The sequence below is a fragment of the Prevotella communis genome, assembly GCF_022024115.1.
Classification (GTDB): Bacteria; Bacteroidota; Bacteroidia; order Bacteroidales; family Bacteroidaceae; genus Prevotella; species Prevotella communis.
On the sequence record NZ_CP091792.1, the window covers coordinates 1,626,218 to 1,643,830 of the forward strand.

General features: G+C 41.4%; 17 protein-coding genes and 1 pseudogene. 9 read left to right on the forward strand and 9 right to left on the reverse strand.

Annotation, left to right across the window (positions count from 1 at the left end; translation table 11 throughout):
* The first annotated feature begins 18 nt into the window (after nucleotides 1–18).
* The 8 genes and pseudogenes from L6468_RS06450 (at nucleotide 19) to L6468_RS06480 (ending at nucleotide 8,866) form a co-directional block, all read left to right on the forward strand.
* Entirely contained in the window at nucleotides 19–1,041 is a 1,023-nt protein-coding gene (locus L6468_RS06450) for a transposase (RefSeq protein WP_237796555.1), read from the forward strand.
* A gap of 814 nt (nucleotides 1,042–1,855) precedes the next feature.
* Nucleotides 1,856–2,158: pseudogene (locus L6468_RS14800) on the forward strand (helix-turn-helix domain-containing protein); the annotation flags it as partial.
* Between the two features lie 90 nt (nucleotides 2,159–2,248).
* Nucleotides 2,249–3,313 carry a hypothetical protein gene (locus L6468_RS06455; RefSeq protein ID WP_237796556.1) on the forward strand — a complete coding sequence of 355 codons (1,065 nt, stop codon included), beginning with the start codon at nucleotides 2,249–2,251 and terminating at the stop codon, nucleotides 3,311–3,313.
* 113 nt (nucleotides 3,314–3,426) lie between these two features.
* Nucleotides 3,427–4,539, forward strand: coding sequence for a site-specific integrase (locus L6468_RS06460; RefSeq protein ID WP_255779441.1), 1,113 nt, complete (start codon nucleotides 3,427–3,429; stop codon nucleotides 4,537–4,539).
* A 173-nt stretch (nucleotides 4,540–4,712) separates the two neighbouring features.
* Nucleotides 4,713–5,582 (forward strand): hypothetical protein, encoded by an 870-nt coding sequence (locus L6468_RS06465; RefSeq protein ID WP_237796557.1) that lies wholly within the window; start codon nucleotides 4,713–4,715, stop codon nucleotides 5,580–5,582.
* A 135-nt stretch (nucleotides 5,583–5,717) separates the two neighbouring features.
* The gene (locus tag L6468_RS06470) at nucleotides 5,718–6,074 is read left to right on the forward strand and encodes a helix-turn-helix domain-containing protein (protein ID WP_237796558.1); all 357 of its coding nucleotides are present in this window, start codon (nucleotides 5,718–5,720) and stop codon (nucleotides 6,072–6,074) included.
* An 11-nt stretch (nucleotides 6,075–6,085) separates the two neighbouring features.
* On the forward strand, nucleotides 6,086–7,285 hold the full coding sequence (locus tag L6468_RS06475; RefSeq protein ID WP_237796559.1) for a DUF3987 domain-containing protein: 1,200 nt from the start codon (nucleotides 6,086–6,088) through the stop codon (nucleotides 7,283–7,285).
* A 267-nt stretch (nucleotides 7,286–7,552) separates the two neighbouring features.
* Nucleotides 7,553–8,866 (forward strand): plasmid recombination protein, encoded by a 1,314-nt coding sequence (locus L6468_RS06480; RefSeq protein ID WP_237796560.1) that lies wholly within the window; start codon nucleotides 7,553–7,555, stop codon nucleotides 8,864–8,866.
* A gap of 385 nt (nucleotides 8,867–9,251) precedes the next feature.
* Here L6468_RS06480 and L6468_RS06485 read toward each other — a convergent pair whose 3' ends face one another.
* The 9 genes from L6468_RS06485 to L6468_RS06525 all read right to left on the reverse strand — a co-directional run bounded on the left by L6468_RS06485 (nucleotide 9,252) and on the right by L6468_RS06525 (nucleotide 15,888).
* Nucleotides 9,252–9,818: a metallophosphatase domain-containing protein gene (locus L6468_RS06485; RefSeq protein WP_237796561.1), complete on the reverse strand. Its 567-nt coding sequence runs from the start codon at nucleotides 9,816–9,818 to the stop codon at nucleotides 9,252–9,254.
* Nucleotides 9,815–11,689: an MBL fold metallo-hydrolase gene (locus L6468_RS06490; RefSeq protein WP_237796562.1), complete on the reverse strand. Its 1,875-nt coding sequence runs from the start codon at nucleotides 11,687–11,689 to the stop codon at nucleotides 9,815–9,817. Before L6468_RS06490 ends, L6468_RS06485 begins: the two co-directional genes overlap by 4 nt.
* On the reverse strand, nucleotides 11,686–12,567 hold the full coding sequence (locus L6468_RS06495; protein ID WP_237796563.1) for a hypothetical protein: 882 nt from the start codon (nucleotides 12,565–12,567) through the stop codon (nucleotides 11,686–11,688). Before L6468_RS06495 ends, L6468_RS06490 begins: the two co-directional genes overlap by 4 nt.
* Before the next feature lie 16 nt (nucleotides 12,568–12,583).
* Nucleotides 12,584–12,787 (reverse strand): hypothetical protein, encoded by a 204-nt coding sequence (locus tag L6468_RS06500; protein WP_237796564.1) that lies wholly within the window; start codon nucleotides 12,785–12,787, stop codon nucleotides 12,584–12,586.
* Nucleotides 12,787–13,308: a hypothetical protein gene (locus L6468_RS06505; RefSeq protein ID WP_237796565.1), complete on the reverse strand. Its 522-nt coding sequence runs from the start codon at nucleotides 13,306–13,308 to the stop codon at nucleotides 12,787–12,789. Before L6468_RS06505 ends, L6468_RS06500 begins: the two co-directional genes overlap by 1 nt.
* A gap of 307 nt (nucleotides 13,309–13,615) precedes the next feature.
* Nucleotides 13,616–14,209, reverse strand: coding sequence for a DNA polymerase III subunit alpha (locus L6468_RS06510; RefSeq protein ID WP_237796566.1), 594 nt, complete (start codon nucleotides 14,207–14,209; stop codon nucleotides 13,616–13,618).
* A 36-nt stretch (nucleotides 14,210–14,245) separates the two neighbouring features.
* On the reverse strand, nucleotides 14,246–14,653 hold the full coding sequence (locus L6468_RS06515) for a hypothetical protein (protein WP_237796567.1): 408 nt from the start codon (nucleotides 14,651–14,653) through the stop codon (nucleotides 14,246–14,248).
* Between the two features lie 556 nt (nucleotides 14,654–15,209).
* Nucleotides 15,210–15,572, reverse strand: a complete 363-nt coding sequence (locus tag L6468_RS06520; protein WP_073209471.1) for a helix-turn-helix domain-containing protein — start codon at nucleotides 15,570–15,572, stop codon at nucleotides 15,210–15,212.
* Nucleotides 15,573–15,588: 16 nt separating this feature from the next.
* Complete coding sequence (locus L6468_RS06525) at nucleotides 15,589–15,888, reverse strand: type II toxin-antitoxin system HigB family toxin (protein ID WP_237796568.1); 300 nt, start codon at nucleotides 15,886–15,888, stop codon at nucleotides 15,589–15,591.
* A gap of 534 nt (nucleotides 15,889–16,422) precedes the next feature.
* Here L6468_RS06525 and fic point away from each other — a divergent pair.
* Nucleotides 16,423–17,298, forward strand: a complete 876-nt coding sequence (fic, locus tag L6468_RS06530) for a protein adenylyltransferase Fic (protein ID WP_237796569.1) — start codon at nucleotides 16,423–16,425, stop codon at nucleotides 17,296–17,298.
* Nucleotides 17,299–17,613: the final 315 nt, after the last annotated feature.

The following is a 17,613-nucleotide window of genomic DNA, read 5'->3' on the forward strand; positions in this document are numbered from 1 at the left end:
AGCAATTTTTATTTGCCAATGACAAACGAGAGCGTAAACACAACAATAATCGAGAAACATACGTGGCTGGAGCCAGGAGCTTGGCGCAAACCATGCATCGTACATGTAACGATGGTGGCAAATGCGCGGCAGGCGTTGTTTGGCAAACTGGCGCACAATGGTTCGGAGGCTGTCATAGAAAAGACCCCGATAGGCTGGGCACTCATCAATAAGCAGCAGAAAATGCTGATGATGTGTCCTGAGATAAAAATTCTTGCTGACAAAGTGATGCCCGACCATCATCACATGGTGCTTCAGGTGCAGCGGACCATGTCGCGTAGCATCAAACAGGTGGTGCGCGGCTATATGCAGGGATGCAAGGAGGAAGCACGCAAACTGGGATATACTGAGAACCTGTATGACGCGCCGCCCTTCTATCGTGTGCTGACCCACAAAGGGCAACTGCATGCTATGATAGAATATGTGAAAGCCAACGCAGAACGTGCCTGGCAGCGCCGGCAGAACCCCGATCTCTTCAGGTTACATCGCAAAACGGCAGTTTGTGGATTGCAATTCACGTCTATGGGTAACCATTTCCTGTTGGACTGGCCTGACAGACAATTGGTGGAAATGAGCCGTGAAGCCGGTGCTGAGCAAATAGATGAACGGCTGCAGAGGGTGCTTGCGGCAGCACATAATGGGGCGGTTACCTATACGGCGGCGATTAGCAAGGGCGAGCAGAAAATAGCAAGAGCAGTTCGCGAAAGCGGATTCCCGTTGGTGGTGCTGCTTAACGATGGTTTCCCGGCAGAGGGCTCACCGCATGAACGTTTTTTCAAACCTGGCGGAGTCTATTTCGAGACTTGTTCGAATGGTAAGTTATTGCTGATGGAGCCAGAAGAGAGTGCTTTTGTAAATCAGGTGGTGATGAAAGCAACAGAGGAGACTCTGCGACGGAAGGCAGAAGCTAAGCACTATAGCTACAGGGAAATCCCTGTAACATCTCAACGCTACCGATTTGTGGCTTTGAATGAAATTGGCCGATTACTGGTTGAAAGGTGAATTTATTTCATAAAAAATGAAGTGAGCCCGGCATACCCCTGAAAATTTGAGTTAACTAAAATCATGATTTGAATTAACTCGATTGATGATTTGAGTTAACTCAAACGATTAAATTAGTTAACGGGCCATTTTTAGGTCCGTTTTTTTGTTCACTTTTTTGTCTTTGGAATCAATACCAGCCTCTCACTTCACTTCGTCGTATTTCTGTCCGGGAAACGACGTGTTGTTCATCGAGAAACGACGTTTCTCTTTCTAACCCCAAAATTTCGAGTCATAATTTCATGTTTAATGTTTAATGTTTAATATTTAATGTTTCATGTATTCATACCCCCAAAAACGCCACTCGAGTGAATTCATCGATTTACCTAGCTCAAGTCATGAAATCACTCGAGTCAATCGATGATTTCAGCTATATAGGGGTGACTTTTCTGCTTTTTCCTTGGGAAAGTAGAATACGATTAACGGTCATCACTCGATATTACAAGATATGACATAAATCGTTTATTTCCAAGCAATTCCACACTCGCAATATCATCAGCGTTAATCGTTGATGATATTTTTTTCGCTCATTTTTGTACGTTATTTGTACGTTTGGGAAAATCCCAACGTTGGCACATGCTCACTCAATGTCTCCGACTGGCACGCATTGGACACCATTGGATTGCTAACCGATGTCTCACCTTGGCACACGTTGGACACATTTGGACACATTTAGACAGACTTGGACAGAAAACAGGTGTAATAACATACAAAAATAGGATATATGGAAATAGTTAAGAAATGCGAATGGTGTCACAAAACATTCATTGGTCAGATGGTCACTGCAAGGTTTTGCAGCAGTAAATGCTGTGATCAAGCATACAGGTACAAGAGGAAGGTGCAGTCAGGCAAGTACACTCCTGCCGATAGCAATATCGATTTGAGTACCTTATCACGAAGAGTTGATGAGCGGAAGCACTTCAATGACACGCTGAAGGATAAACAGTTTCTTTCTCCCTCAGAGGCAGCAAAGCTTCTGGGTGTTTGCCGAAGTACAATCTACAACTATCTTGCGCTACAAGAATTAAGGGCAAAGCAGTTTCGAGGAAAGACTATTATCAGAAGGAGTGACATTGAAAAACTCTTCGATGAAGCCCCATCTTATAAGAAGCGAGGCAACATCCAAAAGGGAAAGAAAAATCAAAATGACTATTATTCCCTTAAGGAAATGATGGAGAAATTCAAAATCAGCAAACGGACGGTATTCCGTAGATGTGAACAGTTCGGTATTCCTCAAATCATTGAAGGAAGAAGAACTTTCTGGAAGAAGACTGACGTTGACGTGCATTTCGCAGAGTTGCTTGTGCAATATGACTTGAAAGACTGGTATAATGCACAGCAAATAGAGGACATATACGGCATGAAATGTGCTGCACTCAAGAAGTATGCCCTTCGTCATAATGTGCCACGAATCCAGTTTCAGAACATCACCTATTACTCGAAAAGCCATATTGATAATCTCAAACGACTTGCCAAGATTTCTGATGGCAACTATTACACCATTCAGGATATTGTCAAAAGCAGCAGTTTCTCAACATCCCAAGTACGCTACTATGTCAAGAACGAAAAGCTAAGTGTGAAAAGAGTCAACGGACTACTGCTTATATTGAAGGCTGACTGGGATGCTTTCGTGAAAAGATACCAGGCAAGCCATCTCTCTGAAGCACCCAAGCAACAAGAACCCAATCCTTTCTACACCATTGATGAAATTATTGAGAAGTACAAGGTCAAGGAAACGACCATCTATCGCATTGCCAAAGCGCAGAACATAGATGTCTTTACTATCGGGGATAAGAAATGCTTCCCCAAGACTGGCATCGACAACTATTTCATCAAGGACAATCCCACCCCAGAACTGACAGAATGGTACTCCAGCGAAGAAATCCAATTGAAATACAACATGACTTACAAGCAAGTCACGACTTTCGTCTGCAAGCATCATATCCCTCGAAAGTATGTCGGCACAAAGCCCTACTACTCCAAACTGCATGTTGATAAGGAGAAGAACATTCTTCAACCAGAAGACGATTTCAAGACCGTTGAGGAACTAATGTCTATGTATCAGATGACTGTCCATCAGGTAAGAGAGGTTATCCGCTTCTATCATGTGCCAAAGAAGAGGTGTGGCAAGTTCATCAAACTCAGTTTACATGATTTCAACCGTATCATCGAGGAGCGAAGGCAAGGTATTGTACCGGCTAAATGTGATGAGTTGCCAACAGATCCATCCTAAAATCCAGTTTATTGTAAGTTTATGGCGGTATAAGGATATACTGACGATACACTCCCTAATTTTGCAGCCAGATTTTCAAAATAGAAGTATAACGCATTAAAAAATAAAGCATTATGAACACAAGTAACACTTGCACCAAGGTAACCGTTCGCCAGGCAAAGCTCAAAAACGGCATGATTTCACTCTATTTGGATTACTACCCTGCAATCCGCAATCCCAAGACGATGAAAATGTCTCGACGCGAATATCTTGGAATCTACATCTATGCCAACCCTCAGAACCAGATGGAGGCTGATTTTAACAAGGACATGTGCATGAAAGCAGAAGGTATTCGCTGCATGCGTGTGCAGTCTCTCATTAACGAACAGTTTGGATTTCTCGACAAGACAAAACAAAAGGCTGATTTCCTTGCATACTTCAAGGAGAAATGCAGAGTGAAGCACGACAGATGGGGTATTGTGTACAAGCATTTCTCCAAGTACGTCAACGGGAAATGCACTTTTGGACAAGTTACTGTCGAGCTATGCCGTGGGTTCCGTGAGTATCTTCTCAATGTACATCAGCTGAAGCACACCAAACAGATGCTAAGTCAGAATTCCGCCGCCAGTTACTATTCCACCTTCAGAGAACTGTTATATCTAGCCTACAGGGAGAAGTGGCTCAATGAGAATATCAGCGAGTATCTTGACAAGATTGACACGCTTGATACACGCAAGGAATCGCTTACTCTTGATGAGTTGAAGAAGTTGAATCAGACACCATGCAAAATTCCCACAGTAAAACAGGCTACACTGTTTGCGGGTTTGACAGGCTTACGTATTAGTGACGTTCTAAGACTGAAGTGGGAAAATCTTCGTATTGGTAACGATGGTGGTTATGTAATCCAGTATCGCATCAAGAAAACTGGTGCCGAAGAAACTCTTCCTATTAGCAATGAAGCCTATGAGCTTTGCGGTGAACGCAGTACGGGTACGGTGTTCAAAAAACTCAGCTACAGTATTGTAAGCTATACTTTGAAGGAATGGGTAAAGGCAGCTGGCATAGACAAGCACATCACCTTCCACTGCTTGCGTCGCACTTTTGCCTCCCTTGAAGTAAGTATGGGTACCAGCATCTATACCGTTTCAAAGATGCTTGGGCATAAAAATGTGGCAACAACACAGATATATGCAGACGTGAACGATGCCAACAAGCGTAAGGCTTCTGAACTCATTTCTTTGAAGTAAAAGTCCATAGAATATCATTAGGAACCAGGCCTTATCATTCATTGTTTAAGTGACTTATGTAATGAATGGTAAGGTTTGTCGTTCCTTATTGAAAAGTTTATTTTTAGCACTAAACATTACTCGTTATCACTAAAAAGTAGTACCTTTGCATCCACTTTTCAGGATAACAAGTTATGAGTATAGACGAATATTTCCACAAGACACTATTTGCAAGCACCATTATTATAGGGCCTGCTCTGACAATGACACTTCCTTTTGTTTACTGGGTTCAGTACAAAGATATGTTGTTGTTCCCCAGTCTTATCTACTATGTAACAGCAACTGGTAGTATGTCTGCCTTACTTTATTTCTTTCTATATGTTATACCAGGCAACAAGGTTAAACTAATGGGAAAGAATAAGTCTCCCAAACAAATACTCCTTCTACCTCCACCCAAAACACATGTAGAAGATAGTAAGACCAAAAAAGAGGCTAATACAGAAGAATCTGATATAGTAGATCCTATTATATATAATAAGGTGGAAGATACATCACTTGCTCTTTCCCCTTCTGTTCCCAATGCTATTAGTCTAGCCAAACAAGAAGAGACTAAAATGTATAAGAGGTTCTATCTCGCCTACATAGAGAATTATGTTAGAAAATATCTACACGAAGAGGATGCACAAATAGTTTTAGATGATATATACCTTGCCATTGATAACCGAGCATTGGATCTGATAACAGAAGGCTACAAATACCGCCTTCCATTTGAAGTAAAGGCTACGTCAGACTTCTCAGGTCTTACTACAGAAGACTTATGTCATATAGGCTTCGTTGTGAAGTTTTTCCTCAAGAAGCGTAACAACTATGGGGCAGCTTTCATAAAAGAAGTATTCCCCCATCAGCTGAAAGACGTAGAACTTAGTACCCTTGAAGTAAAGTTGGCCTCAAACGAATCCCCGAATAAACACATACCTATTCCAGAGGTATGCTGGCCAGAACATGGCAGTTTACCAAAGAAATATAACGGCCAAATCACAGAAGAACTAATCGGAAAAGTATAAACGATAATCACTGGGAATAAGCTATTCAATACAGTTTATTCCCAGTTTATTTTAGTTTATAGCGGTATAAGGATATACCATTGATAAACCCTGTTCCTTTGCGGCGATGTTCCACTAAAGGGACAGGATTTTATAATGATAGAAGAACAAATACAAAATCTGACAGAGAAAGTCAATCAGCTTACACAACTCGTTTATGAGTTGTCGAAAGCGATTACTCCATGTGAGCAATCATCAGTATCTAACCACCATGTCCTCACTGACATTGAAGGAGCCATGCGTATTACTGGCAAGGCAAAGCCCACCATCTATGCCAACGCCCGTAAAGGTATCATCCCTCACTATAAAAGAGGTAACAAGCTATACTTCTACGAGGATGAACTTTACCAATGGATTGAAGGTGGCAGGCAGAACTGCTATGGTATAAACTCCGAAGAAATGCTCAAAGAGATTCGGCAGGGGATTCACCACTTGCCAAGTTCTAACCGCTAATCATCTGGTATATGATTAACAAGCAATGTTTACCCTTTGAATGCTTGCAGGTGGAGATTCAAGGTGTCATCAAAAACTTCACTGAAGTATACCAGTGTGATGCTGACATCATCGTGTCAACCATCTACGCCATTGTGAGTATTGCCGTCAACAAGTCCATCAAACTGTTTGACGGCAAATACACAAACTATCCCTCAATGTGGATTTGTCACGTGGCTCCAAGCGGCAGTAACAAGAGTGCGCCAGTGAAGATGCTATTCAAGCCAATCAACGAACTAAATGAGGAAGCGGTGGTGGCTTACTATGAAGAACTTCGACATACAGACAAGGACGATAGCAACAAGCCTAAGCCTATCTGTAAGAAACTGTCACTAACCGACACTACCCCCGAAGCTATTTACAAGGCACTTTCCTTTATGCCGCAGATGGTTTATCGTGATGAGATAAAGGGCATGATTGATGACTTCGACCGCTATAATCGTAGCGGTATCATCAGCAATATGCTCTCCATCTGGGATAGTACCAGTTTCTGCATCGACCGCAAGACTGAAGACCCAACCTTCATCCGAGAGCCATTCTTGGACATACTTGGTGGCATTCAACCAGGGCTCTTGAAATCAACATTCGGTAATCCGCAGTTGATGATTAGCGGATTTAACCAACGCATTCTTTTTGTCTATCCCGATAAGCTTCCTGTCACCTACTATTCCGATAATCTGCTCAGTGAAGCCATCATGCCCTACTGGACAAACTTCGTTAGAGATCTGATGAAGTTAGAATCAACTACGCTATCTCTTTCCCCTGAGGCTAAAGACTTCTATTGCACTTACTATAACATGCTGCAAGACAAGAAGTCCTCTTCTGATGACTATATGCAGTACGTCTATAGTAAGTTCCAGATTATCATCCTACGCTGGTCTATCGTTACTCACCTGCTATGGGAGAAAACTTTCGAATACTATCGCAAAGACACTATCTCAGGTGATGAAATGTTACAAGCTATTCAGTGTATGAACTACTTTGAGAGTGCAGCAGAGAAGGTCTATCATGAGATTAGTGGAGGAATGTATCAGGGTTTCACCAAAGAGCAAAGCCTACAGATACTCTATAACACCTATAAGGGTGAAGTGAATCTGCAGAAGTTGGCCGATGCGCTTGGCTGTTCTCGTCAATATGTAAGCAAGGCTGTCAACAAGAAAGACCCGAGTTGACAAGTTGCGCCAAATTTTCAAGTTATGTCTTGGTTATCAGTAATATACACAAGAATAGGCCGCAACTACGCAACATTTGTGACAAATATGGCCGACATAAGCCCTCCGCAGGAGTTCCCTGTTACTCTTCCTTAGAAGGGTGATAGCCCACTAGCACCCTAAAGAGTGCAATGGGCTCAGGGAAGCATTCCCTAAGAACCTTTCCACAAGGGCTTCGCCCCTTGACCCCATCTTTTGAAGTAACAATCATAAAATCAAACATGCACTATGGCTAAGACATCAATACATTTCGTCCCAGTAAAATCTGGGAGTGAGATACACAATCTCCGTGAGAAAGAACTTGATTACGTGATCAAAGAACTCACACCAAACAACGAGCACTGGGTTGATCCTCGATACGAAGGTCAGACCTTGGCAGATATTCGTAAGGAAATCGCAGACCGTTATCAGACTCATGTAGGTCAGAAAATGCAAGCAAAAGCCGCTCCCATCCGTGAAGCAGTCATCGTTATCAAGCCTGATACCACAATGGCAGATCTCCAACTATTGGCAAAGCAACTTGAAAAGGAGTTCGGCATCAAATGCATTCAGCTTCATATCCATCGTGATGAAGGCTTTAGCAAGGATAATCCAGATCCCTCGAAGTTGAATCTACATGCTCATTTTGTAGCAGACTGGACACATGCCAATGGAACGTCATTGCGCCTGACTCCACAAGACACCTCAAAAATGCAGACTATTGGAGCCGAATGTCTCAAGATGGAACGTGGTAGTAGTTCTAACGTAAAGCATCTCAATGCAGTACAGTACAAGGAGAAAAAGGCTCTTGAGAATATCTCTTCCCTTAGGAAACTGGTCTACAAGTCATTTCTCTCCCAAAATGCCAAGAATGCACTCTATAAGAAGATAGACCAACTCGTAGAGGATCTAAAGGCTGACCCAATGAATATTCAGCTTCAGCAACAGGTAGAGCAACTGACTGAAAAGGTCACTCAACTTCAAGCAGATATTGAACGCAGAAAGCAACAACGTGAGCAGGACCAAAAGACCATATCAGCATTAAGGGAAGAAAATGCCCAGTTGCGTCGCAACAATGAAAAGAATGCCTCCTTCAACGAGAATCTACGCAAGGAAAATCGGGACTTAAAGCGCAAGGCTTACCCAGAGCGTTATGTCCTACCCTCTTTCATCAATGTAGATGCTACACGCATCTATAAAGACAAGCAAGGACAGTGCCACATCGCCATGATGTTTACTGGTGGTTCCAAGGAATATAGCGAGAAGATGAGCAACGAGGACTTTATGGCTTTCAAGAATGGTGACTTGACGAAAGAAGAAGTCATCGCCAAATACTATAAGCCCCTCATTGAAGGCTACATCCGCAGAGAGTTTTCAAGACCCGAAAAACGCTCCGCAGCTCTTTCCCTCATAGAGAATACCATCTTCGACTACATGAAACTCTATGCCAGTTCCACCTTTGTTCCATCATCCAATGGTGACAACAATCCTCGCAAGCGAAGAAACTATGATGATATAGACGATATAAATGAAGAAGAGCGTAAGGGGATGGCATATAAATGAATCCAAATGGCTATAATTCTGCTAGGTAATTCACAAAAAGCGTTAAACATTCAAAAATCGCCAATGTTGTGTCCGAACACACTGTCTTGTAAAAGAAAGTTTTTCGTATTAGAAGTATTATAACTCCTTTTCGTTTAATTTAGAAGTTGCGCACGACACGGACTTAGTGCAGAAATGTATGATAGGAATGGCTAAACAGCAAGGAACAAATGTTTGTGTGTATAGCGAGACTGGTAGCTTTATGTTCAATAAGACAGGGAATCTTGTCGGCTATACGTCAAATACTGTTACGGTAAAACAAGGCGGAACCACCTATGTTTATGGGGAACATGGAGAAATCAAGTTCACAAAATAGGAAATGATAGAATAATACGAGCACAAACATTCAAAGCATAAATAGGCGAGGCTTCCTGACCAATCTATTCATGTCATCGAGCAGGGCGGCATTTGAAAAGACAATGCCGTCCTGTTTTACGATACCATAGTCTTGATGGGCATGTCCAAAAAGGTGGTATCGTGGTTTTACATCCATTACTCTGTTACGTAATGGAGCGTTACCCCAATGAATACCAATCGATTGGTCAAGTATCATCACAGGTGGCTCATGTGTAACAACTATATCTGTTCCTAATGGGATTAACTCTTCAGAGTGATTGTATGCTATACCGAAGAACTTAACACCCTCAATCTCCACGCCACAATCCTGAAGGAAGTGAACGTTCTCAGGCAAATCCTCTATCCCCTCAGCATCCCATAGACAAAGATCATGGTTGCCTGTTACGAAAATCTTATGCGGATAACGCAGTTCAATAAACCAGTTCAAGAAGTCAAGTACTTCTTCCTCTGTGCCATTATTGCTGATGTCACCACTATGAACGATGACATCAGCTTCTGGCATATCCTTTATCCTCTGGTGTAAGCCATGAGTATCAGAGAGGTGCAGAATCTTCATTCGCACTTGAAATTTAGTAAAGGGAATAACATCACCCTTGGTACAAGTTCTGTATCGCTCATAGTCAAACTTAGACTATTCAGTCGAACATGAGGATGAACAGCGACAGAATCCCAATCCCAATCTATCAATGTCTCTTGAAAATCCTCAAAGGAGTCGTAATAGTTACTTGCCATTTCGTCTGACTCGAAATTCTTCCGAATGATATCTGGAACTACTGGCCCGACAACTGTTGCTGGTACTACAGCCTTATATCCTGCTTGGAACGCAGCAAGCACTTTTTCACCAACCTTGAATCTGCACTCCTCTTGGTACTTTTTCCCTCCAGGTTTGTGGCCCCCTTCTTTATATGTTGCCAACAAGTCGAAATTTGAATCATATACGTTTACCATCATGGGTGCAGAATCTTCTTCCTCATAGATTTCATAGCCTAGAAGTGCATGTGGTCTGAAAACTGTATGTGAGAGAATTGATCTGGCATCTTCCATGTTTTTGAAGTCGCCGAGACATCTTGCACAAAGTCTCCAATATGTGCTGTCGCCATCATGTGATATGACTTTTGTGTCGTCTTTTGGCTTATCAATGCAGATAACCTCCGCTTTACAAGTGTCGGCTTTACTTGATGATATTGGAGAAATGCAATCTCCGTCATTTAATACGATAACGGGCCATTCGTCGCTGAACTCTCTGGCAAATGCTTCTGGTTTTTCCGTATGGATGGGAATGATGCCATTTGGATGCAACAAACGGAGGAACTCACGTAGGTCAGACATGTCAATATGACCACTAGTGTGCATATAATCGAAATCCTCATCCAGCGATCTAGCCAGATTCTCGTTGTATGCATTTGAACCTTCTTTGACGTAGCCGTTCCACATCGAAAGAACTCTCTTTTTCTCCCCAGGTATCTGTTCTATCAGTTTGTCAAAGCGTGGATTAGCGCGAGCTATGAGGACATATCCATATTCACTAAGAGCGTCCTTAAAACTATCTGAGACAAAGAAACTATTTTTGTCATACTTGTCATATATCAAAGACTTTGGCTCATGTTTCCCATATTGGTACAATTTTGATTTAGTCCATATAGAACCGCTATTAACGACAGTATCCATCACTTCCTTCTGATATTCATCTACATAAAAGGCGCGACGAGCCTTTTGGGCTGCCTGATAGAGAGCGAACAATCTGTCAATGTTGGTCGATGACATATAGACAACACATCCTTTATTATCTTTGAACAATGTTTCGAAATCCTTCTGAAGCCTGTACTCTTCCTTACTTGCTGCCTTTGGGCGCGCCACATTAGTTCCTTCACATACGACATAATCAACCTTGCCCACATACTTCTGTAGCATATCAGGAATCTTGCCACTTCTGAAACCATGCAAACGGAAGTCGCCTGTATGGTAAACTGAAACCCCATCAGCAACAATCTTGAAAGCATATGCATCAAAAGCGGAATGGTCAACAGTTACTGGCATGATGGAGAATGGACCGAACTTAAAAACGTTACCTTCCCTAAATGTGTTAACGTGCTCCAATCGTTCAAGCATCACCTTATGAGCTTCAATCTTATTTTTCAGATGGTTGGATAATACTCTTTGAATATCTCGTCCCACCTTACCCATATAGATAGGCAGTTCTTTGGGCAACTTAATGATACTGCCTATATGGTCACCATGATAATGTGTAATCAACAATGCACTCTTAGACAGGTCGCCATGAGTCATGCCCTCCACTTGCAAATCTCCTGTCTTGGGCCCACCAGGCAACTCTTCGCCATAATCAACGAACAGATGCCAACCGTTACATTCGTATTCTGTGACACAACCACCTATTTGGTGAGTGCCGCGATGGATTTTAATGTTCATATGTATCTAGGGATAATATTTTCAGTTAATAACGTCTTCTCTATATCCTCAATTCGTTCCGTCCTAGCCTTTGTCCTTTTCTCATAATTGAGTGCTATCAATAACTGTGGTTCAGGGTCAACGATTAGACTATCAACGTCACCAACAGGTGGAACAGGAAGACCCAACTTACCTTTTATTCTATATAACGTTTTATAATACTCAGCAAGCCTGTCTTTATTGTATTGAAGAAAAGCTCTGTAATTCCTAATCTGGGTTAATATTTCTGGCTCTCCGTTCGTTGTTCGCAAACGACTATCTCCTATTCTTTTGAGTTCTTCAAAAATGATACGGTTGTTCTCAATTTTTACCATATCAATTCTAATAGTTTCTTTCTCATTATCGTGAAAACGATGAGCGAATTCTGAATCTAAGTATATATCTCGTCTTGTCGTTATTAATCTCCCTTGAATAAATTTCTCTTTAGTATTCTCTCCATTTTCTGACTTGGAGTAATTGTTTCTAATATTTTCCTTTAATGTCTCTATTTTTGATTCCAACCATTTTTGGCAATCCTGATAGACTGGCGTGAATTTAACTTTACCATCTTTACCAACGCTTTTTCTATAATAATTCTTATCCAAAACGTCTGAATGTCCTAAATATTTTGGATGAGCATTTGCTACAATTCCTTTGCTATACTTATCATAAGATATCTCAGCCATTCTGCCTCCATAATAATATACATCAATAATGTTCTTTTTCCTGATTTCAATATAAAGCTCATTATCGTTTAATAATGTTTTCCACCATAATGGTGCATTATCGCCAATAAGGAATTGATACAGGCTATGGCCAACATCTAAAAGACCTGTTTCTAGTAAAGAAATATTGTTCATAAACTTATATTTTTGGTTAGTATTTCATATCATGTTTATAACACCACAATTCACCATCATATCCATGTTGAATAGACAATTTCTTTCCAGCCAACTTTGCCATGATTTGAAGATGCCTTGCTTCTTCCTTAGAGAGGAATACGACATTTTCGTCACTAATCCATTCACCATTGTCATTGCGAACTAGATGCCACTTTCTTTCTTCATCCTTGGTTTCCATTAGGCATATTCAAATTTGGGTACGTCTATTATTACATCTTCTGTCTCATCCCCATCATCCATTGTTGGCACAGCCAAGCGAACTTCATTGTCTCGCATGGTGTCGTCAACAAGCAGGGTCAGAGGATAGATGTCGCTATTTTCATCCAAGATAGGATAGCCATATTCATCAAACTCAGTCATAAAGGCTGAGTCAATGCCATAGACATAAATGCTGGGACTATACTTTTCCATCTCATGATTAACGAAAGGGTCTTGTACCGCATCAAATGATTTGCCCTGAGTCAAATCCATTCCGTATGTCAAGAAAGGTGCCGCATCATTCGACTTAGCCAAAAGTGCCATCGTTCGAGAGTTGGCATATAGGTTGAGTGCATATTCCGTACTATATGTATCATGGAAATCATATTCGAACTCTTTTATCACATCACGAAAAGACTTGCCATCACTTTTCCTCCTACCTCTTTTGTCGTAGTCGGCAGAGTCGAAGTAATAGGTCTTATAGAGTTCCTTCTCCATCATACTTGCGTAAATTTGCTACAAAGATAGGAATTATTTATGATATAATCAAGTTTCCTCATAAAAACTTGTTAATCATCTTGTATTTCTCTTCTAATCTCTTCCCGAATTTCCTCTTTTGCTTTTTGTCTTACGATGCCAGCAACTCTTGTACGTCCATGTTTGTCTGGCTTATGAGACCATACGCAGCTATGTCGCTGAACCCATTCAAGTTTAAATGATGGACATCTGCAAGAGATGTATTTTGATGGATGGTTTTGGGGCGAGTAGTCCTTACGACATTTTTTCTTATTCATTGCATTTTTATTTGTTATGATTCTGTCTCTTTGCAAAGCGTTTCGTATAGTTTCATAAACTCGTCGTGCAAATGCACTTTGATGTATGCTAATCGGTATACAAGCTTTGCGCGACGCTCTATATAGTCTCGATTGACCAACCATTTCCAATGCTTCTGAAGATCTTCTTTAATAAATCCCGCTTGTGGCTCAAGTTCCGTTCTTCCTTCTTCCAATAGCTTGTCAAGACGGCTTGTGATTTCGTCAGCCTGTTGTTTGTAGATAACGATACCATTGGTTTCTCGCAATACTTCGTCAACTTCTGGTATTCCGTAATAGTCACCGTCGCTTCTTATTTCACGATTCTTTAGATACTTGTATATCAAGTCGTTCGTAAGAGGGTGAGAGAAGGCACAGGCAGCAGTTAGTTGTTGAAGGTTTGAAGGCTTCAGTTGGCATAAGTCAAACTGATTAAAAGCACCCTCCAAAAAGAAAATTCCATCAGTGTCACCACGTTGGAGCAGTTGATAGGTGGCTTTGTCCTCGTAGTTGAAATCACATTTCTTTAATGCTGCATCTACTCCTGCTATAAGAAGCAGAGCCTTTTCTTCTGTCATTCTTTCTTTCATACGTCGTAGTATTTATTTTGCGAAACCGCAGGGAGTTTAGACTCCCGGCAGTTCCTTTTTGATTAGTCTTCTGAATTCTTTCTGTTGGCTCATGATGAGGGCGATTCTCAGTCGGTGGCGCAGTCGGTGATTCAGTTCGTAGTACCATCCGTGGCTGCTGGCGAAGCATTCGGCGACGTTGCGCTCCAGAAATTCAAGATTCTCTTTTGAGAGGTGCTCGTTGAGCCGCATGCCCATCAGCAGGTAGTATTCCGTGTGGCCTCCGATTTGCGGGTACTCATGGAGCCAGGCCGAAAAGAGTCGCAGGAATTCTTGGTCGCTTTCGCCCTCCTGCTTGAACTCATAGGCGGCGCACAGCGAGCCAGGCGCCGTCAGGTAGTTCATCGTGTCATCACTCAGGATCTTGTGTCCTCTTACTTTCAGGCTGTCCAGATACAGCCTCATGGGTTGTTCAATCTTTCTCGTTAGCATAATTCACTATACGATTCCGAAATTTTTACACCGAATTGTGTTCGGACACAAAGGATTTAATAAACAAATATTAACTTAAAACCAATAGATTTAAGGAATATTTATAATAAATATGACACTAAGTCTACTAAACTTAGTGCCACATAAAAATTCTGTCTCACTTCCTCAACAGCTTGACGTACCACTCTTCATCAGGATGGAATCCGAAGAAGGCTTTTCCATCACCACCTAAATCCCAAGAACTCATAACCTCCAAGGACTTTAAGGGAAGAAGATGATGCTTTCCTTGATGTAATAACACATTCGCCCTACGGCGAAACTTTCGGCTACTCGCCTGCTTTCCTTTCTTTTGCGACTTGCAGCAACACCATGTGCTGCCCGGCATTCGCTTTCTACTTCTGCTCATTGTCTCGTAAATGTTATGAGGCGACATGGATTATTGTCTCATGTCGTCTCGGTTAAACATTACGAGGCTGTTAATTTCTGAATGTTCATAATCGTATTTCTTTCCCTTTAGGTTTCCTCTTGTTTAATATCCCAACATAGCTGCTGGCGTTATTCCTAAAGTGACACAGAGCAGACGGGCAATTTTCAGCGTAGGCTCTGCCCTTCCTGAGACGTAGTCGCTTATGCGTGAAGGACTAACCCCAATCTCTGTAGCCAACTGCTTCTGACTCATATTCTTCTCGTCCAACGAAAGCTGTATCAACTGGGCTACGGTAGGTTTGCCTATGGGATAGTGTTCCTTCTCATAGTCAATGACAACATCCGACATCATTGTCAACTCCACAGCATTGCGGTCGTTGGCAGGTGTATTGTCATCCACCATTGGCAACAATTCCTCAATTCGTGCCAATGCGAATTCATATTGCTCTTTCGTAATCTTTGCCATATCTGTACCTCCTATATTATATCGTTGAAACATCTATCTTATCATATTCACTGTGAGTACCCACAAATCGGATGAAAATATGCCCGATTGTGAACTTTACGACCACAACAAGCCGATATTTGTTGCCCCTAATGTCAAAGACATAATGTTGATTCCCGACGGAGTCTGTTGTGGGGAAGTCTGCTTTTATATCCGACAGGTTCTTCCATTCTGCCTTTTCTGCGATATCATACCATCGTTCAAGTGCAGCCTGAGCGTCTCCATGTCCTTCTGAACTATAGAACTCAACTAATCGTCTATGTGATACTATCCTCATATTGGGTGCAAATTTACGAAATAGTTTTGAAATTCAAAAGAATATCGCTATTTTTTTCTGATTTTTAAGATTTTTCTTTCGATTTTCTTTGTTATCTTGTGATTATTGATTATCTTTGCAGCGCAATAGTACAGAACAGATGATGATACTCTTCTGAGCGAAGAGCGAGTTTGTGGAAGACCTCTCAATGAACTAAAGGAAAAAAATCTCGATTTTCTATTTCCTGAAATTCATTTGTACGGTTTAACTCTTAAAGTGCAGAATATCAGCACTTTGTAGATGCTGCGTGGCAAAATGGAGATGGTTACGCATTTTTCTCGTCAATCATTTTTGCCGCAAACGCATGTTTCCTCATCGAAAAGTGCCTTTTTTTAATTGTCACAACTGTCACTGTCACGCACTCCGTCATTTCTCATTTTTTACATTATCTCATTTTTACATTTTCCCATACTAAGCCATTTATTTTCGATGTATTCCTTTGTCTTTACAAATAATATTTGTATCTTTGCATCACATAAACACTAAAGACCAAGAATGAGTAAGAAGTCTATACGCTTTTTCAACGATAGAGAAGTGCGAGCCGTTTGGGACGAAGAAAACTCTAAGTGGTGGTTCTCGGCTACTGACATTGTGCGTGCTATCAATGATGAGGAGGACTATAAGAAATGTCGTAACTATTGGAAGTACCTGAAAGGCAAGTTCTCAAAGGAGGGCATTCAACTGGTTAGTGTCACTAACCACCTCAAATTTGAGGCACCAGATGGCAAACAACGTGCCGCTGATGCGATGGATGCAGACTGCGTAAAGACATTAGCAAAGCACTATCCTAATAATCGTGCAAGTGCTTTCCTCGACTGGTTTTTATATAGCGACAACACCATTGACGGACAGAGCAAGAAAAAAGCATATACCCTTGTTGAGAGTGGCCTATTGGAAACGTTGAAACCTGGTACTGTCAAAGCACTACAGCAGATTCATGCTTATCTCTTTGGTGGCCTCTATGATTTTGCTGGCAAAATCCGCACCAAGACCATTTCTAAAGGTAATACCATTTTCTGTTTGGCTGAGTATCTGCATGATAATTTGAAAACTATAGAGCAGATGCCAGAGACTACTTTCGATGAGATAGTAGATAAGTATGTGGAGATGAATGTGGCCCATCCTTTTATGGAAGGTAATGGTCGCTCTACACGCATTTGGCTTGACTTGATTTTCAAGAAGCAGCTGAAGATGTGTGTGGACTGGAGCAAGATAGATAAGAAAGACTATCTCGATGCTATGATCGCAAGCCAAATGGACAGTACAAGAATCCGAGAACTGCTGAAACAGGCTATGACGGACCGTATTGACGATCGCGAAATCTTCATGAAGAGCATCGATTATTCTTACTACTACGAACAGGAGGATTAGAGATGGCAGGCCAATCCCCTATCATCCTCACTCATTTTTACTGCGAACGCATGCTTCTTCATCGAAAAGTGTAGTTTTTGCCTGGTTTTTGTGCCTTTTAGGGCGGAAAACTGAGATGATTTGTGCCTTTTAGAGGTTAGGCATCTCGGGAGCCTTGTTTGTTGTTATGTCGTATCTTGTTGATTATAAGCTTTTTAGATAAGACTATTTCTTGTTTTCAATATCAATATCAATAATATCAGTTTGTTTTTTGGGGTGTGCCTTTCTTGTATTATATATATAACTATCTATATATTAATAAGTTATATAATAATT

What these genes read in the sequence shown, in the direction of transcription:
- L6468_RS06480 (WP_237796560.1), top strand. Translation starts at nt 7,553, where the DNA reads ATGGCTAAGACATCAATACATTTCGTCCCAGTAAAATCTGGGAGTGAG.
- L6468_RS06500 (WP_237796564.1), bottom strand. Translation starts at nt 12,787, where the DNA reads ATGGAAACCAAGGATGAAGAAAGAAAGTGGCATCTAGTTCGCAATGAC.
- L6468_RS06460 (WP_255779441.1), top strand. Translation starts at nt 3,427, where the DNA reads ATGAACACAAGTAACACTTGCACCAAGGTAACCGTTCGCCAGGCAAAG.
- L6468_RS06485 (WP_237796561.1), bottom strand. Translation starts at nt 9,818, where the DNA reads ATGAAGATTCTGCACCTCTCTGATACTCATGGCTTACACCAGAGGATA.
- L6468_RS06475 (WP_237796559.1), top strand. Translation starts at nt 6,086, where the DNA reads ATGATTAACAAGCAATGTTTACCCTTTGAATGCTTGCAGGTGGAGATT.
- L6468_RS06470 (WP_237796558.1), top strand. Translation starts at nt 5,718, where the DNA reads ATGATAGAAGAACAAATACAAAATCTGACAGAGAAAGTCAATCAGCTT.
- L6468_RS06495 (WP_237796563.1), bottom strand. Translation starts at nt 12,567, where the DNA reads ATGAACAATATTTCTTTACTAGAAACAGGTCTTTTAGATGTTGGCCAT.
- L6468_RS06515 (WP_237796567.1), bottom strand. Translation starts at nt 14,653, where the DNA reads ATGAGGCTGTATCTGGACAGCCTGAAAGTAAGAGGACACAAGATCCTG.
- L6468_RS06510 (WP_237796566.1), bottom strand. Translation starts at nt 14,209, where the DNA reads ATGAAAGAAAGAATGACAGAAGAAAAGGCTCTGCTTCTTATAGCAGGA.
- L6468_RS06450 (WP_237796555.1), top strand. Translation starts at nt 19, where the DNA reads ATGACAAACGAGAGCGTAAACACAACAATAATCGAGAAACATACGTGG.
- L6468_RS06455 (WP_237796556.1), top strand. Translation starts at nt 2,249, where the DNA reads ATGATGGAGAAATTCAAAATCAGCAAACGGACGGTATTCCGTAGATGT.
- L6468_RS06490 (WP_237796562.1), bottom strand. Translation starts at nt 11,689, where the DNA reads ATGAACATTAAAATCCATCGCGGCACTCACCAAATAGGTGGTTGTGTC.
- L6468_RS06465 (WP_237796557.1), top strand. Translation starts at nt 4,713, where the DNA reads ATGAGTATAGACGAATATTTCCACAAGACACTATTTGCAAGCACCATT.
- L6468_RS06525 (WP_237796568.1), bottom strand. Translation starts at nt 15,888, where the DNA reads ATGAGGATAGTATCACATAGACGATTAGTTGAGTTCTATAGTTCAGAA.
- L6468_RS06520 (WP_073209471.1), bottom strand. Translation starts at nt 15,572, where the DNA reads ATGGCAAAGATTACGAAAGAGCAATATGAATTCGCATTGGCACGAATT.
- L6468_RS06505 (WP_237796565.1), bottom strand. Translation starts at nt 13,308, where the DNA reads ATGATGGAGAAGGAACTCTATAAGACCTATTACTTCGACTCTGCCGAC.
- fic (WP_237796569.1), top strand. Translation starts at nt 16,423, where the DNA reads ATGAGTAAGAAGTCTATACGCTTTTTCAACGATAGAGAAGTGCGAGCC.